Source organism: Moraxella macacae 0408225 (assembly GCF_000320365.1).
GTDB lineage: Bacteria > Pseudomonadota > Gammaproteobacteria > Pseudomonadales > Moraxellaceae > Faucicola > Faucicola macacae.
Genome location: NZ_ANIN01000001.1, coordinates 559860 through 575266, shown reverse-complemented (window position 1 = coordinate 575266; position 15407 = coordinate 559860). Strand labels below are relative to the sequence as shown.

The 15407-nt window shown below is 39.0% G+C and carries 17 protein-coding genes and 1 tRNA gene; 11 read left to right on the top strand and 7 right to left on the bottom strand.

Annotation, left to right across the window (positions count from 1 at the left end; all coding sequences use genetic code 11):
- Positions 1-19 precede the first annotated feature (19 nt).
- The 5 genes from cmoB to ppnP all read right to left on the bottom strand — a co-directional run bounded on the left by cmoB (position 20) and on the right by ppnP (position 4224).
- On the bottom strand, positions 20-1060 hold the full coding sequence (gene cmoB / locus MOMA_RS02560; protein ID WP_009767053.1) for a tRNA 5-methoxyuridine(34)/uridine 5-oxyacetic acid(34) synthase CmoB: 1041 nt from the start codon (positions 1058-1060) through the stop codon (positions 20-22).
- A gap of 332 nt (positions 1061-1392) precedes the next feature.
- Positions 1393-2271 (bottom strand): hypothetical protein, encoded by an 879-nt coding sequence (locus MOMA_RS02555; protein ID WP_009767052.1) that lies wholly within the window; start codon positions 2269-2271, stop codon positions 1393-1395.
- A gap of 72 nt (positions 2272-2343) precedes the next feature.
- The gene (locus tag MOMA_RS02550) at positions 2344-3024 is read right to left on the bottom strand and encodes a putative quorum-sensing-regulated virulence factor (protein WP_009767051.1); all 681 of its coding nucleotides are present in this window, start codon (positions 3022-3024) and stop codon (positions 2344-2346) included.
- Positions 3021-3818, bottom strand: a complete 798-nt coding sequence (gene rlmB / locus MOMA_RS02545) for a 23S rRNA (guanosine(2251)-2'-O)-methyltransferase RlmB (RefSeq protein ID WP_009767050.1) — start codon at positions 3816-3818, stop codon at positions 3021-3023. Before rlmB ends, MOMA_RS02550 begins: the two co-directional genes overlap by 4 nt.
- A gap of 67 nt (positions 3819-3885) precedes the next feature.
- Entirely contained in the window at positions 3886-4224 is a 339-nt protein-coding gene (gene ppnP / locus MOMA_RS02540; RefSeq protein WP_009767049.1) for a pyrimidine/purine nucleoside phosphorylase, read from the bottom strand.
- Between the two features lie 224 nt (positions 4225-4448).
- Between ppnP and recN the strand changes: the two genes are divergently transcribed.
- From recN to MOMA_RS02510, 6 genes are all read left to right on the top strand, one after another.
- Positions 4449-6164: a DNA repair protein RecN gene (gene recN, locus MOMA_RS02535; protein ID WP_009767048.1), complete on the top strand. Its 1716-nt coding sequence runs from the start codon at positions 4449-4451 to the stop codon at positions 6162-6164.
- Positions 6165-6284: 120 nt separating this feature from the next.
- Positions 6285-6884 carry a YqgE/AlgH family protein gene (locus MOMA_RS02530; RefSeq protein WP_009767047.1) on the top strand — a complete coding sequence of 200 codons (600 nt, stop codon included), beginning with the start codon at positions 6285-6287 and terminating at the stop codon, positions 6882-6884.
- Positions 6884-7360: a Holliday junction resolvase RuvX gene (ruvX, locus tag MOMA_RS02525; protein WP_009767046.1), complete on the top strand. Its 477-nt coding sequence runs from the start codon at positions 6884-6886 to the stop codon at positions 7358-7360. Before MOMA_RS02530 ends, ruvX begins: the two co-directional genes overlap by 1 nt.
- Positions 7357-7773: a hypothetical protein gene (locus MOMA_RS02520; protein WP_009767045.1), complete on the top strand. Its 417-nt coding sequence runs from the start codon at positions 7357-7359 to the stop codon at positions 7771-7773. The genes ruvX and MOMA_RS02520 overlap by 4 nt, the downstream gene beginning before the upstream one ends.
- A complete protein-coding gene (tusA, locus tag MOMA_RS02515; RefSeq protein WP_009767044.1) occupies positions 7770-8051 on the top strand; it encodes a sulfurtransferase TusA in 282 nt (93 codons plus the stop codon). Before MOMA_RS02520 ends, tusA begins: the two co-directional genes overlap by 4 nt.
- A gap of 229 nt (positions 8052-8280) precedes the next feature.
- A complete protein-coding gene (locus MOMA_RS02510; RefSeq protein WP_009767043.1) occupies positions 8281-9684 on the top strand; it encodes an SLC13 family permease in 1404 nt (467 codons plus the stop codon).
- Positions 9685-9740: 56 nt separating this feature from the next.
- Here the strand turns inward: MOMA_RS02510 and MOMA_RS02505 are convergent.
- Positions 9741-9816, bottom strand: a tRNA-Arg gene (locus MOMA_RS02505).
- A 146-nt stretch (positions 9817-9962) separates the two neighbouring features.
- Between MOMA_RS02505 and mutY the strand changes: the two genes are divergently transcribed.
- Together mutY and MOMA_RS02495 are read left to right on the top strand one after the other, a co-directional pair.
- Positions 9963-11201 (top strand): A/G-specific adenine glycosylase, encoded by a 1239-nt coding sequence (mutY, locus tag MOMA_RS02500; protein WP_009767042.1) that lies wholly within the window; start codon positions 9963-9965, stop codon positions 11199-11201.
- A 212-nt stretch (positions 11202-11413) separates the two neighbouring features.
- Positions 11414-11677, top strand: coding sequence for a GlsB/YeaQ/YmgE family stress response membrane protein (locus MOMA_RS02495; protein ID WP_009767041.1), 264 nt, complete (start codon positions 11414-11416; stop codon positions 11675-11677).
- A gap of 116 nt (positions 11678-11793) precedes the next feature.
- On the opposite strand, the gene MOMA_RS02490 is transcribed toward MOMA_RS02495, so the two are convergent.
- On the bottom strand, positions 11794-12249 hold the full coding sequence (locus tag MOMA_RS02490; protein WP_009767040.1) for a YbaN family protein: 456 nt from the start codon (positions 12247-12249) through the stop codon (positions 11794-11796).
- A gap of 149 nt (positions 12250-12398) precedes the next feature.
- Between MOMA_RS02490 and MOMA_RS02485 the strand changes: the two genes are divergently transcribed.
- The 3 genes from MOMA_RS02485 (at position 12399) to MOMA_RS02475 (ending at position 15375) form a co-directional block, all read left to right on the top strand.
- Complete coding sequence (locus tag MOMA_RS02485; RefSeq protein ID WP_009767039.1) at positions 12399-13052, top strand: biliverdin-producing heme oxygenase; 654 nt, start codon at positions 12399-12401, stop codon at positions 13050-13052.
- Positions 13053-13181: 129 nt separating this feature from the next.
- A complete protein-coding gene (locus tag MOMA_RS02480; RefSeq protein ID WP_009767038.1) occupies positions 13182-14780 on the top strand; it encodes an Lcl C-terminal domain-containing protein in 1599 nt (532 codons plus the stop codon).
- 37 nt (positions 14781-14817) lie between these two features.
- Positions 14818-15375, top strand: coding sequence for an Lcl C-terminal domain-containing protein (locus MOMA_RS02475; protein WP_009767037.1), 558 nt, complete (start codon positions 14818-14820; stop codon positions 15373-15375).
- The last annotated feature ends 32 nt before the right edge of the window (positions 15376-15407 follow it).

Genomic DNA, 15407 nt, shown 5'->3' with positions numbered 1-15407 from the left:
TTTATCAATTGTCAAATTTTTATGCTTTTTTAGCAACCATAACCGCACGTTTCGGACGCGGATAGCCCTCTATGGTTTTTGTGTTGTCATTTGGATCAAGAAAATCTGTCAAAGATTGATAATCCATCCACTCGGTTGCCCGCTGTTCTTTAAAACTTGTTTCGTTAATATCCACGCATCTAATATCACAAAACCCTGCTTTTTCCAACCAAACCGTTAAGGCTTTTACGCTTGGCAAAAAATAGACATTGTTCATCTGGGCATATCGGTCTTTTGGCACCAAAACCGTATTTTCATCACCATCAACAATCAAGGTTTCTAATATCAATTCTCCATGTTTAACCAATTGATTTTTTAATTGTAATAAACAATCAAACGGTGATACGCGATGATACAACACGCCCATACAAAAAACCGTATGAAACAGTTGCTTGTTATGCTCTGTGGTAAATGGCAATTGCTCCAAGGCCACAGGAATAAAATGAATAGGCGGAGTGGTTAAAACAGCATTGGTTAAAAAATGTTTGATTGCCATAAATTGATAATAAAACAAACACGACGGATCAATCACCACAACCATAGCAGCACCCGCTCCAAGCATTCTAAACCCATGATACCCAGAACCGCCACCAACATCTAAAACACGCTTGTTTTTTAAATCACCAATATACGGCAAAACCCTATCCCATTTTAAATCACTACGCCATTCGGTATCGATATGAATACTGTTGTTGTCATCACCGATCTTAAAACCCCCTTTTCGCCAAGGCATAAGCGTTTTTAATAAGGCATTGGCTTGTTTATACTCACTGTCTGTTAATGCCAAATTAATCGTAACATTTGGTGCATTAAAATCATAACTTACGTTTTTATCTGCCACATTTGGTAACCTAATTACCGCCTGTTCATAATAAGTTGCGTTGGCATAGCGAGATTTATCCTTAATATGCAACAGCCATTTTGGCAATTGAGTTAACCAATCATTGGCAAGTGGGTATTTTTTAGATAAATCAAGCAGGGCTAAATATAGGTTTTGTTCGGCATTAAAAATCGTATTCATACATTTAATTGATTAAAACAGTAAAAACAAAAAATAAAAATAAAAAAATAAGCAACCTTGCACCACGCAGACAAAGTTTAATCCAAAGTCAAAGACCTCTATTTTCTCAAAGCCAAAGTCAAAAACAAAGTCATCAAATAATGGAATTAACTCTCCATCAAAGTAACAACGATTGAAAATAGAGCGAATTTTTAATGTGAATATTCACCTTGTGAACATACGATCAAATTTAGTCTAACGGTGCAAGTTGCTTAGGTTTGAAATATTGCTATTTTATAGGTCAAAATAGCAATTGTTCAAAATTATTCAAATGAGTTATACGCTGGGTTTTGTTAACTTGTTTCTTTTAACAAGTCATAAATAAGTACTTTAAATTCATTTGGAATGATGATTTTAAAGTCAGCAATTTGTGATTTAACCGCCAATAATTCTTCGGTTTCTTGTGCCACCAGTTGATTAATTAAGGCTGTATGTTCGTCATTAATGCGATTAAATTGTTGCAAATACTGTCTTTTGTGTTCATTTTCAAACTCATGAAACTGTGCTTTATAGCGATTGACTGTGTTTTCACATTCACGATGCTTAGCCAATAAAAACGCCTGCAATGCCTGCAATTCATCAAGCGTATATAACGGCGTATGATGAATTTTAAACACTTGTTCCCCCACTTGTTTAAAACCAATACGCTCTTTTTTGTTGATTAATTGACGAATGTTATCAAAATTATGAATAAATTTGCCAATATGGGCTGCTTTGGCTTCTGCTGTCTTATAAATGACCACGTCGTTTAAGGGCAAGGTTAATAAAAAATCATCTATGGTTACAGTTTGTTTTTCAGTCAATTTGTCCAATTGTTCCTGATGATCTGCATGCAATCGATTGATAATGTTAATGTGCAATTGATTAATCTTTATATTGATTTTATTTATCCGTTCATCTTTTTCTTTGATGGCGGTGCGTAAAAACGCAGAAATTGCATACATTTGTCCAATTTTGGTTAATTTATCTTGGATATTATCCACGCGTTCAAAATTATCTAATTTTTCGCCATCAAGGCTTGAGGTGTGCGTTTCTAGATTTTGTACTTGATCTTGAATGGGTTTTAAGTGTTCTTTAATACGTTCACAGACATAATTTGCTTGAGAGGAGGTTAGGCCAGAATGATTAAAATACGGATTTTTGCTTAACAAGGGGTTTATGGTATCAGTCATAATTTTTTCCTGTTTTTGTTAACAAAAATTTGTATTAAAAACAAGTTTAATACAAAAACAAGTTTAATACAACTACAAATTTTCTAACGCCAATTTTAAATAAGGGTCAATTTCATTTTGTTTTAACAACCAATCCACATAGTCGCTTGGCAATTCATTGATCGCCATTCCTTTGTATTTGCCAAAAGTCATATGGGTGGGCTTGCGTGCATTTGCGGCCACTTCGTATAGTTTGGCAATATTGTCAATATTTAATTTTTTACACATGGTTTTTAAAATCAAAAATGTAAACCAAATGTCGTATTTTGCCCCGTGTGCGTGTGCCAGATTTTTTTTGGCAATGTCAGGGTGTAAATAACAAAGAACCGCCCCAAGCGTATGGCCGTCCAAATCAGGATAACAAAAACGTGCCAATGCAAGGGTGCAAATGCGTTTAATTTGGCTTAAATCACAGTTGGCATTGGCTAATACCTCACAATCAAAATCTATGTTGTGTCCGATCAGATATTGACAATCATTAGGCAGTGCAAAATCAGTGTGCGGTGGCATATTGGCAACATCTTCATCAAAAATCCGTGTGATCGCCATACTGCTGTAGCTGATTTTTTGTTGTGGGTTGTAGCGTTGTTCAAAGGCTTTAGATTCAAGATATGTCAAATCTGTCTCAACAAAACCAACCTTTATGTAAGCAATTTCGGTTGCACAAGGATTTTTTAAATCATGGGCTTCGGCATCAAAAATATAAGCGGTCATAACCCCATTCTCCGTTGCCTATTGGCTTCATATAGCACCATGCCTGTTGCAACACTGACATTTAGGCTTTGGATAGCCCCACGCTCATTTTCTATCATCGGAATATAAACCAGTTTATCACAAGTATCCGCCGTTAACCGTCGAATACCATCGCCCTCAGATCCCATAACAATCGCAACATTCCCTGTTAAATCAACCTCTTGCACCGATTTTGCACTATTATCCAATGCCGTGCCATACACAAAAACCCCTTGCTTTTTGATATCATTTAGCGTGCGAGCAAGGTTTGTAACTTGGATAAACGTCATCAATTCAGTTGCACCGACCGCCACTTTTGCAACAACAGCGGTAAGATTAGAGCTGTGATTTTTTGGAACAATCACCGCTGACACGCCCATAGCCGCTGCAGTTCTCAAGCATGCACCCAAATTATTTGGATCGGTGATTTGATCAAGCACCAACAACAAAATCGGTTTGTTTTGTTGGTAAAACTGTTCAATCAGTTGTTTTAAATCAGTCTCATCAGCCACTTTTGCAGGACGAGCTTGTAGTACAACGCCTTGATGATGAAGACTGTTGGCAAGTTTGCTAAGTTTGTCTTTGGCAGAAAACTGCACACTAATGCCGTAACCTTTGGCAAGTTCAAGGATTTTTTGGACAGCTTTGTCGGTTTTGTCGCCTTGTTTATTGCCTTGTTTATTATCTTGGATAAATAAGTTTAAAGCATCAATACCGCGTTGCTCCAAGATAGCACTTACTGCATGAATACCATAGTAATAAACAGGTTTTGACATATTTTTTCCAAAAATTTTAACAAATTTTTTAACAATATTCTAACAGATAGCTTAATAAATTATTAAATCACCCTTCAAAATGACAAATATACTGCACCACTGCATCATTTTTCATCACATAACTGCTATGCCCTTCCACCAAAAACGCTTGTCCTGCTCTGTAATAACTGTACTCAATTTCGCCTGCGCGTTTCACCTCGCATTCACCAACCAAAATCTCAATACGCTCTGATGTTTCGGTTGTAAACTCATATTCGCTGATCTCGCCATCGCATGGCATAACAATTCCGAGCATTTTTTTGCGCCCATCTTCAAACCACACTGTGCGACTAAAGTTACGCCCTTCGTAATACACATTGGCAATTTTTTCCACCGACACGTGGTCAAAACGACTAGATGAAGTCATGATTTTTTCCTATCAATTAGACTTTAACATGGTGGTTTATCTTAACATAATTTTGACAAAAATGGGTGATACAAATTTATTTTTTACATAAAATTTTGTAAGCTGTGCATTTGGCTAAAATTTGTTGCGATAAATTTATTGTGATAAAAGGTTAAAAGTTTGCATAAAAATGTTAAAATATCACTTCTTGGCAATTATTTATTGGCAAATCATGGAAAATATGTATGCTTATCCAACTGACTTTACAAAATTTGGCATTGATGGAATATGCCGAGATACAGATGCATCAAGGCTTTAATGTCATTACAGGCGAAACAGGGGCTGGAAAATCCTTATTGCTGGATGCCTTGCAACTGTGCGTGGGCGGACGTACCGATGTGAGTCTTATCCGTCATGGCAAAAGCAGTGCCGAGATTTTTGCTGAGTTTGACATTTGCCAATTGCCTGACGTGCAGGCTTGGCTACAAACACAAAACTACAAAATAGACGACAATTGTCTGTTAATCCGCCGTCAATTAAGCCAACAAAATAAAACCGTGCGCAGCAAAGCATGGCTGAATGGATCACCAATTAGCATTAATGAATTAAAAATATTAGGCAATTTATTAGTTAATATTCACAGTCAACACGCCCAACACAGCTTATTGCAACCACAGTTTGTTACAAAATGGCTGGACAGTGCCACAGGCCTAACCTCTTTAGCCACATCGGTTTATCAAGCGTTTTTGCATTATGAAAAACTCAAATCTCAAGCAAAACATCACGCCAAAGACGAACAATTTCGCCTACAACAAATCCAACTGTTAGAAAATCAATTGGCCGATATTGAACCAATTTCACAGATTAACTACAAACAGATTGAAGCAGAATATGACGAATTATCCAATCTTGAAAATTTGATGCAACAAGCATCTGTTTCTTTACAATTGCTTGACAATGACAACGGCGAACCTGCAATTATGTCATTATTAGGCCGCGTGATTAAATTGTGCGAAAACCAAGCCAGTCTTAGCCAAACTTATGCCGACTGCACAGAACGATTGTACGAAGCCCAAAGTATTTTAAGCGAAGTTAGCAGCAATCTTGCCGATTACGGCGAAAGACAAAGCCTTGATCCTGAACGTTTGGCAATATTAGATGAACAATTGTCTACTTTTCACCGTTTGGCACGCAAATATCAAACCACGCCTGAACAATTGTTGGCAAATAGCAACGATTGGCAAGCCCAACTGGATAAATTAACCGCCGTAATTTCACCAAAAGCGATGGCAGAAGAAGTTAATCAGGCATATCAAAATTATTTGACATTGGCAAAACAACTAGATGATGCACGCAAACAACACGCCAAAAAACTTGCAACAGTCTTGATGGAACGCTTAAAACCATTGGCATTACTCAATGTGCAAGCCAAATTTTGTTTTGAAACCTTGGAAAAACCACAAAGTTTCGGTTTGTCAAATATTGAACTTTTGTTTAGTGCCAATGTTGGCATGCCCTTACAGCCAATTCATAAAATTGCATCAGGTGGTGAGCTGTCGCGTTTGGCATTAATCATGCAAGTGATTGATGCACAAGGCATTTGTCGCAAGCAACAAAACCATACCAACAATTGTCTTTCAACCAAACAATTGTTGGTTTTTGATGAGGTGGACGTGGGTATTAGTGGTGGCACAGCCCAAATCTTAGGTGAATTATTAAGACAACTTGGCAAAGAACAACAGATCATTGCCATCACGCACCAAGCCCAAGTTGCCTCAATGGCCCATCAGCATATTTTGGTATACAAAACCCAAGAAAACCAAGCCAAATCGCACCTACAGATTATCCAAGATGACGCCCAAGTGCATGAATTAGCCAGAATGTCAGGCGGCATCAATATCACCAAAACCACATTAGAACACGCTCGCAGTTTGTTGGCAAATCAACAGGTTGTATCATGATGAATTGTTTTATAGCGAATTGTTTTATGATGAATTGTTTTATAGCCAACAGTTTTGCAGTCAATGATAATGCCAAACAACCGCTTAATTTTTGCTTCATTTTTTGGAAAATAGCAACGTATGTTTAACCACTTTCACCCACTAAAACCCAAAAAAACCTCTGCTTTTGATTTTACCCATCATTTTTTGGTGGCCACGCCAAACATTGAAACAGATATTTTTGCCAATACCGTCGTCTATATTTGTCGGCATGACAATCAAGGGGTGTTAGGGCTAATTATTAACAAACCTAATCACAACAACTGCATTGCCAAACTGTTTGAAGAGCTTGGCGTGGTCGTAACAACAACAAATTTACACAAGCGTTACGCGTTAAAAAGCGGGCCTGTTAGCCCTGAAGTGGGTTTTGTACTGCACACCGGACAAGGCGTGTGGGCATCGTCATTTGTCATTCAAGAAAATATTTGCATTACCATGAGTCGCGATATTTTGCACCACATTGCATCAGGACAAGGCGTTCAACACATTGAGCTGTGTTTGGGGCATTGTCGTTGGCAAGCGGGACAATTAGAAGATGAAATTGCACAAGGCGATTGGCTCGTTGCTCCTGCTGACAGTGAAATTTTGTTTAACACGCCCTACAAACAGCGTTATGACAAAGTTTGTCAAAAATTAGGGGTAAATTTTGACATCTTTAGCACCGAAATAGGATATGCTTAATGCCAAATTCTTTAGCCAACAACAATCAAGCCAAAATCCAAACGGTTATGGGGTTGGATTTTGGAGCGGCAAAAATGGGTATTTCGCTTGGCAACACCTTAACCCGAAATGCAAGACCTCTGATGCAATTTGCTATGCAAAACGGAAAACCCGATTGGCAAGCATTGTTAAGCCTAATTAAACAATGGCAAGCAACAACAATTGTCGTCGGTTTGCCACTCAACATGGACGGCACAATTTCACCGATGGGATTGCGTGCCAAAAAATTTGCCAGACGCTTAAAACACGAGTTACAAACTTGTCATTATCAATGCGATGTGGTGGTTTTTGATGAACGCTTAAGCAGTCGTGAAGCCAAAAACTTAGCTTGGGAGTACGGCTTAATCAAAACTAAAAACGATCCGATCGATAGCATTGCCTCAGCAATCTTACTTGGCAGTTGGCTTAGAAGTGGCGATGGAGAATATTTGTTGTGAATAAAACCATTCCGCCTGCAATCATTGCAATCATCAACACAGCCAAAACAGTAAACCAAATCAGCATTTATCTGATTTATTTGGCAATTGTGCTTTTTTTATTGTTTGGGACGCTAAAAAGTTTGCCAAAATTTCATGACAACACCTTGATTTATCACGGCTTTTATTATATTTCTTATAGCGTGATTGGTTTGACCATTCCATTGTCGTGTTTTGTGGCATTTATTTTATACCGCTATCGTTTAAGCCAGCCTGGCATGATAGTCATGTGTTTGGCAGTTGGGTTTGGGTTGTTTTTTATCAGCAGTTATGTGGCATTTGCATCGTGGATTGGCGTGGCATTTATGTTTAAAGCCAACTTAAAACGCTTTTTTAGTTTTTTACAAGAACAACACACGGAAATCTCCCTATGAACAACACTTTTAAGGCCAAACACCAATTAAACACTCTTGGACTGATTTGCCCGGAACCAATCATGCTGTTACACAAAACCATACGCACAGCGGATGCAGGTGAGATCATTCACATCATTGCCAACGATCCGGCCACCACGCGCGATATTCCAAATTTTTGTCGACATTTGGGGCATAATTTATTGGCACAAGAACAACAAATCAATCCAAACAAACTTGCAAACCCTGATCCTTATGCCAATGTGTATCATTATTGGGTGCAAAAAAAATTAACTTAAACAGTTGTTTAACATTGTTGGTTATTTAACATTGTTTAACAATTTGTTAAAAAAACTGTCAAAATCTTATAAAGTTTACACGTTTTTTACAGATTGTAAGATTTGTGTTTTTAGTTGCAATTTTCTATAATAGCTCTTGTATCAATCATTTGGCTGATGTTGTTTAAGCAAGCTGTATTTTTGATTTGGTAAATTGATAATTTTGGTAAATTAATAATAAGGATAGTTTATGCGTGAAATAAAAGCACCTGATGATGAACTGGTGGATTTTACCGAAACCATTTCAAAACAAAACAAGCGTGGGTTAATTTTAACCATGATTGCATGTTTGGTGTCTTTTGGGCTGTTTGCAGTTTTGCCCTATGATGTCAATGTCAACAAAGGTTTGGCATTGTTGTGTTTTATTGGAATTTTATGGTTAACCGAAGCATTGCACATTACCATCACGGCGTTGCTTGTGCCAATTTTGGCGGTATTTTTGGGTTTTGATGAGCTTGATACCAAAAAAGCCTTGGCAAGTTTTGCTGATCCAATTATTTTTGTGTTTTTTGGCGGATTTGCATTGGCAACCGCCCTACATGTACAACAATTGGACAAAAAAATTGCACTGTGGTTAATTTCGTTATCAAAAGGACATTTTGGTAGTGCAGTATTGATGATTTTTGGTGTAACCGCGTTTTTGTCTATGTGGATCTCCAACACAGCAACCGCCGCTATGATGTTGCCGCTGGCACTGGGAATATTGACCCAAATTGACAAAACCACGGATCGCAACACCTATGTATTTGTGCTTTTAGGTATTGCCTATTCTGCCAGTATTGGTGGACTTGGAACCTTAGTCGGATCGCCTCCAAATGCAATTGCGGCCAAAGCGTTGGATTTGGATTTTGCAGGTTGGATGAAATTTGGTTTGCCAATGATGATTGTGTTATTGCCAGCTTTACTTGGATCTATGTATTTGGTGTTGCGTCCAAACTTAAACCGCCGTATCAATCTTACAAGCCAGCCAATTCCGTGGACAATGCCTCGCATAGCAACCATCGTCATTTTTGTGTTAGCAGCAATTTCGTGGATTTTTGGCAAACAGTTAGGCACAACGTTTGGCATTAAATCCCCTGACACAGTGATCGCATTAAGTGCCGCTGTGGCCGTGGTTGGTTTTGGACTGGTGAGTTGGAAACAAGTCAGCGATAGTACAGATTGGGGTGTATTGATGTTATTTGGCGGTGGCATTACCCTTAGCACCATCATGGACAAATCAGGGGCATCTTTGGTACTCGGTGAACAAATTGCCAATACTTTTGCAACGGCTCCGATATTTGTGGTGCTTTTGGTGATGTCAGCCTTTATCATCATATTGACTGAATTTACCTCAAATACCGCATCGGCTGCCTTGCTTGTGCCTGTATTTGCTACAATTGCAGTTCAAATGGGCTTGCCTGTAGAGGTTTTGGTGTTAATCATCGGTATCGGTGCAAGCTGTGCATTTATGATGCCTGTTGCCACACCACCAAACGCTATTGTCATGGGAACAGGTGATGTAACCCAACGTGATATGATGAAAGTTGGTGCAGTGTTAAATGCCGTCGCAATTATCATTGTGGCATTGTGGGCGTATATTTTTTTGATGTAAACCGTTTATGGTTTTAAACTGTTAAGCCAACTGTCAATAGTTGGCTTAAATAATGATGGTACGCCCAGCGGGACTCGAACCCACGCCACAGGCTTCGGAGACCTGTACTCTATCCAGTTGAGCTATGGGCGTAAACTATATAAGTCTTACATTTTAGCAGATTTTATGTGATAAATGCAAATTTATCCGCCACTTTAACCATATTAATCCAATTTTCATGTTAATCCAATTTTCATACCAAACTTTAACCAACCATCAAAACCAAAAGGAATTCACTTTTGAGTAAAATTGCCCATTTTAATCACGATTTTACACAACAATTGGCATATGCCAAAAACAGTAATTTTGCCGATCGAATGTTGGCTTGGTTTCATAAATACGGCCGCTGTGATTTGCCTTGGCAACAGCACAAACTTACCACACCAAACCCTTATCCTGTTTGGATTTCTGAGGTCATGCTCCAACAAACTCAAGTGGCCACGGTTATTCCTTATTTTTACCGATTTATCCACAGTTTTCCTACCGTATTTGCACTGGCAGATGCCGATTGGGAGCAAATTGCCGATCATTGGGCGGGGCTTGGTTATTATGCACGTGCCAGAAATTTGCATAAAGGAGCAAAACAACTAACCCATATCATTGAAACAACAGGAGATTTTCCCAAAACAGTGAATGATTGGCAAACAATCAGTGGTGTTGGACAATCCACCGCAGGAGCAATTGTAGCAATGGGCGTGCGAGATTTTGGCGTGATTTGTGATGGCAATGTCAAACGTGTATTGACACGCTGGGCAGGCATTGACTCTGACATTAACAAATCAGCCACCACTCAAAAACTTTGGCAATTGGCAAGTTTACTCACCCCTAAGCAAAACAGCGGACTTTACGCCCAAGCCATTATGGATCTTGGTGCAACACTTTGCACCAAAGCTCGGCCAAATTGTGCTTTTTGTCCCATACAAGATGACTGCATTGCCAACCAACAAGGCAAACAAACCGCCTATCCTGTTAAATCCAAAAAATCACCCAAACCGTCTAAATACTCGCTTGTGCTACAACTCACCGACAGCAAGCAACAAACCCTTTGGTTGCAACGTCCAAATTCAGGCATTTGGAGCGGTCTTTACTGCTTGCCTTTGGCGTTTATCAAAAAACAACAAGCCCATAAAACCATCACAACTTGGCAAAATTTAGCCGATTGTCAAGACAAACATTTGCCAAACGAGTATTTACCCATTGAACAACTGATAGTTAATTTTTTACAACAGCAACATTTGTTAAATTTAACCCAAGCGGATAGCTTATTCACCTTACAACCAAAACCAATCAAACACAGTTTAACCCATTTTCATTGGCATCTTTTGCCCATCATAATTGATTTAAGCGACAAACAAAAACAAGATCTACTCACACAAATCCAATCCGCCAATTTAAACACCAACACAATATGGCTAACACCAAATGCCAGCAAAACTTTGGCAATGCCAACCGCCATGCAAAAAATTTTACCCAATTAGCAAAACATTACAAAACCCTACCAGTCATTGACAAAAATTTTACAAAAAATCGCAAAAACCGCCAAATATCAACAGTTTACCCACACAACTAACAAAGCTACCTTTTATTTTGGCAAAAAAAAGCCTTATGATAGCCATCAACACAAAGATTAATTTATTTGTGATCTTAAGTGATTTGTGATGAATTTTGAATTTTAAAAAGGAGTGCAAAAATGGCATTTATCGGTATGTTGGTTTCAGGTCTGATTGTGGGTGTGTTGGCACGTTTTATCAAGCCAGGTGCAGATACGATGGGTTGGATTATGACGATTGTGCTTGGTATTGTCGGTGCCGTGGTGGGTGGTTTTTTGGCAAGCATTTTGGGTATCAATGCAAACGGCGGTTTTATCGGTTTGGCGTTCTCGGTTATCGGTGCTATTTTGGTGCTGTTTGTTTATGAGATAGTAACTGGCAAACGCAAAATTGGCAATGAATGAATTGTTGCTTACATTTATTTAAACATTTATTTAAAAAAACCTACTCACCAAAAGTAGGTTTTTTATTTGCTAAAATCAAGCATCTTAAACATCAAATAGCTTAAGCGTCAAGTAACTTAAGCGTCAGGCAACCTAGCCATCCAAATTGTGGTTAAAAGACAAATGGTACTGGTGGTACAAGCCAGCCAAATCATTTCATGCGACAATCGATAAAACAACATGCCACATGACAATGCCATCATGCTCCATGCCAGATATTTGGCATATCTTGGAATCGCACGCCTTTCTTGCCAATTGACAATCAGTGGGCCAAATATTTTATGATGGGTAAGCCAATGATGAAACCGCTCGGAACTTTTGGCAAAACAACCCGCCGCTAGCAGTACAAACGGTGTCGTTGGCAACACAGGCAACACCACGCCAATCAATCCAAGCCCTAAAAACAAAAAACCCAACAACAAAAACAACCAACGCAGTAATTTTTGCCACAAACTTACCCTTTTAGGTGCTTTGTTTTGCAAAATTTTTTCAGCACCAAGTTCATCGCGTGCGGTATCGTGTGAGGCTGTCATTTAACTATTTTTCCGTGCAATTTTTGTTAAAAAGAAATTCTTTAAAAATTGTTTACATTATAGTAACAATATTATTGTATAGCAAGCATTTTATAAATGCTAAAATATGAACACAGCATTATATATTTTTTAATTAAAAGGTTTTTACTATGACCACTCATGATAGTACACAACACGATAGTACACAACACGACAACACACAAGTTGACAAAGATTTAAGCATTGATGAAGTGCTGGATAAAGGCTTAAGTTTTAGCGAAAGCCTAAAACTGTCCTCACGCCAAACCCACGACAGTGTGGATAATCTTGTGATGTCCACAAAGCCCTTTGCATCGCATGACAATTATCGCAAATTTTTGCAAGCCCAACATGAATTTCACAAGGCGGTGAAAGCCTTTCACGAAGCCGATGATTTAAACCAATCCATTGCCAATCTAAAAGATCTATCTCGTCATGATGCGGTAGTGGCTGATATGCAAGCATTAGATGTCAATCCTGCCAACATTGACATCAAGATGCCAACAGTGGACGGTGCAGAGCGTTTAGGTTGGTTGTATTGCGTTGAGGGATCAAATGTGGGGGCGGCAATTTTGTACAAAGAAGCAGGCAAAATTGAGCTTGATGAAAACCACGGTGCAAGCCATTTAGCTGCCCATGAAGATGGCAGAATGCGTCATTGGCGTGCATTTAAAGAAAAATTAGACACGCTAAATTTAAGCCGCGAAGACCAAGCCAAAGCCCTACAAGGGGCTCAAGATGCGTTTGAGTTTTACAAACAAGTCGTGCGTACAATTTTTCATTAACCAACAAAATTACTCATGCTGGCATGGGTAATTTTTTTATCATTTAATGATAATGATTATTGCCTTTAATACCATTAACTTTAATATCATACCTTTTAATTAGGAACATTCCAAATAAGCGAGTATCTTATGTTAAAAACCTCAATTCCTTTTGCAATAAAACCGCTCGCATTAGCGACGGTGGTAGCGTTTGGTTTAGCCGGCTGTGGCACAGAAGGAAAACCAAAAATTCCTTACAACCCAAAGACAGAAAGCGGTAGTAGTGGCAGTGGTGGCACAACATCTAATTTTCGTGTACGAGCAAGCGTTGTTGCCGATAATGTCGAAGAACCCACAACAGGCACAGCAAAAGCAACCTTTCGAGCAATTTATGTACACAAAGAAAACCTTGAAGTGGCCGACAAATACACCGCAGACAGTGATATTACTGTAGATTATAAATTGGGCTGCGATGCAAATGTAACAAACGGTGCTGTTGCTGGTGTTGACTTTAAAGGCAATACATCAGGATCGGTTGTTTTGCCAAAAGGTAAAAACACGGTTGACATTCCGGTTGAAATTTTGCACAACCCAGCACCTACCGAAAACCGCAAATTGTGCTTTGAAATTACCAATTTAACCGATAAAAACATGTTGGACGATGAAACTGTACGCCGAAAAATGAACATTACCATTGCCAATATTGATGTGGGGGCTAGTATTCAATCTGCAGCCGCCACCAATGGTGATGCCAGTGTGAAAGTTATGGTAACAGCCAGTCAAAAACTTAAAGCCGATACCGATGTGTATTTTGAAGTAGTGAACGGTTCTGCAGTTGCAGGGACGCATTTTAAAAAACCTACCAGTGATAAAATCACCATCAAAAAAGGTGAAAACAGTGCCGAAATTAACATTCCGCTATTGACCACAGAAATTAGCAATGATGTGAAATTTGAGGTTAAACTTGTCAATAAAACAGGTGGGCTTGCCTCCATTGCAACCAAAAACAATGCCAGCGTCATCATTTCCGCGCCAAAACCCAGTGAACCTGCCAAACGCGGTAAAGTCAACGGAACGGGCGTGAGTTTTTCTGGCAAAGAAAAAGCCGATGACACAACCTGCACCGATAACCGCCAAGACTGCCAAAACAAATCACCGATGCAATTCACAAAACTGGATAAAGACGGTAAAGTATTAGCCAGTACCGCTACCGAATGGGCGTGTTTTAAAGACGAAACCACAGGCTTGGTTTGGGAAACCAAAACCTACACGCCAAAAATTGCAGGCAAATATGGGGCACAGGCCGATATTAACAAAAACCACCGCGACATTGAATTGAGCGACTGGACTTACCGTAACAGCTACCAAAAACTTGGGGTAAGTGATACAGGTGAAGGGTCAGCAAAAGACAATTGCAGACTTGATGACAAGGTTTGCACAACCGAAAGCTACACCAAAAAAATCAACGCCGAACAGCTTTGTGGCGTAAACAACTGGCGACTGCCAACTCGTCATGAACTGTTTAACATTTTTAATTTAAACGACAAGCCAACTTTACCAACCACTTATTTGATTAATCACAATGACACCAAAATCATTCCATTTTCATTTTGGACGCAGTCATTGGCATTAAACAATGGCAAACTGGATAAAATTTGGGTGGTATATAACGATGGAACATTTAGCACAGAAGATCCAAAAAGTGCATGGTCAACAGCTGCAATTTTAGCGGTTAGCAATGGCAAATAACGCAAACAACCAATGTTTCACAAATAAGGACAAAACGATGAAAAATTTAACAAAAAAAGCAACGGTTGGTTTATTGGCTTTGACAAGTTTGGTGGCTGTTGCAAGCCAAATCACCACAACCATTGGCGTATCTGAAACCCCAACTGCAGATTTTACCCTAAGTAACGACAGTGTAACCGACACAAAAACAGGTTTGGTTTGGCAACGCTGTGTGGTGGGGCAAAGTTTTGACGGAACAAAGTGTACAGGCACACCAACTGAATTTACTTCATTTGAAAAAGCCTTGGCAAATAATAAAGACGGCTGGCGACTGCCAACCATTAAAGAACTATCCAGTTTATCGGATCACAGCGTGGCTCAACCTGCATTAAACCTAAACGTACATAAATTTAGCGAGGGTTTGGATTTGGTAAAAAACTCCGATTTGGCACTTTGGTCAGCAACACCAAAATCCACACCAAAAAGCTCATGGGGGCAACCAACCTACAAAAGCTATGTATACAAACTAAACAATGGTGAACCAACAACCACCGATCGCAGTACGGGAAAAAGCTACAAGGTAGAAGCCAAATACGTACTATTGGTAAAAAATTAATGGTAAAAATAATGACAAAAAAACTAAATTTT

Bases quoted from the DNA above. Each gene is read 5' to 3' on its own strand.
- cmoB (WP_009767053.1), bottom strand. From the start codon at position 1,060: ATGAATACGATTTTTAATGCCGAACAAAACCTATATTTAGCCCTGCTT.
- MOMA_RS02555 (WP_009767052.1), bottom strand. From the start codon at position 2,271: ATGACTGATACCATAAACCCCTTGTTAAGCAAAAATCCGTATTTTAAT.
- MOMA_RS02550 (WP_009767051.1), bottom strand. From the start codon at position 3,024: ATGACCGCTTATATTTTTGATGCCGAAGCCCATGATTTAAAAAATCCT.
- rlmB (WP_009767050.1), bottom strand. From the start codon at position 3,818: ATGTCAAAACCTGTTTATTACTATGGTATTCATGCAGTAAGTGCTATC.
- ppnP (WP_009767049.1), bottom strand. From the start codon at position 4,224: ATGACTTCATCTAGTCGTTTTGACCACGTGTCGGTGGAAAAAATTGCC.
- recN (WP_009767048.1), top strand. From the start codon at position 4,449: ATGCTTATCCAACTGACTTTACAAAATTTGGCATTGATGGAATATGCC.
- MOMA_RS02530 (WP_009767047.1), top strand. From the start codon at position 6,285: ATGTTTAACCACTTTCACCCACTAAAACCCAAAAAAACCTCTGCTTTT.
- ruvX (WP_009767046.1), top strand. From the start codon at position 6,884: ATGCCAAATTCTTTAGCCAACAACAATCAAGCCAAAATCCAAACGGTT.
- tusA (WP_009767044.1), top strand. From the start codon at position 7,770: ATGAACAACACTTTTAAGGCCAAACACCAATTAAACACTCTTGGACTG.
- MOMA_RS02510 (WP_009767043.1), top strand. From the start codon at position 8,281: ATGCGTGAAATAAAAGCACCTGATGATGAACTGGTGGATTTTACCGAA.
- MOMA_RS02495 (WP_009767041.1), top strand. From the start codon at position 11,414: ATGGCATTTATCGGTATGTTGGTTTCAGGTCTGATTGTGGGTGTGTTG.
- MOMA_RS02490 (WP_009767040.1), bottom strand. From the start codon at position 12,249: ATGACAGCCTCACACGATACCGCACGCGATGAACTTGGTGCTGAAAAA.
- MOMA_RS02485 (WP_009767039.1), top strand. From the start codon at position 12,399: ATGACCACTCATGATAGTACACAACACGATAGTACACAACACGACAAC.
- MOMA_RS02480 (WP_009767038.1), top strand. From the start codon at position 13,182: ATGTTAAAAACCTCAATTCCTTTTGCAATAAAACCGCTCGCATTAGCG.
- MOMA_RS02475 (WP_009767037.1), top strand. From the start codon at position 14,818: ATGAAAAATTTAACAAAAAAAGCAACGGTTGGTTTATTGGCTTTGACA.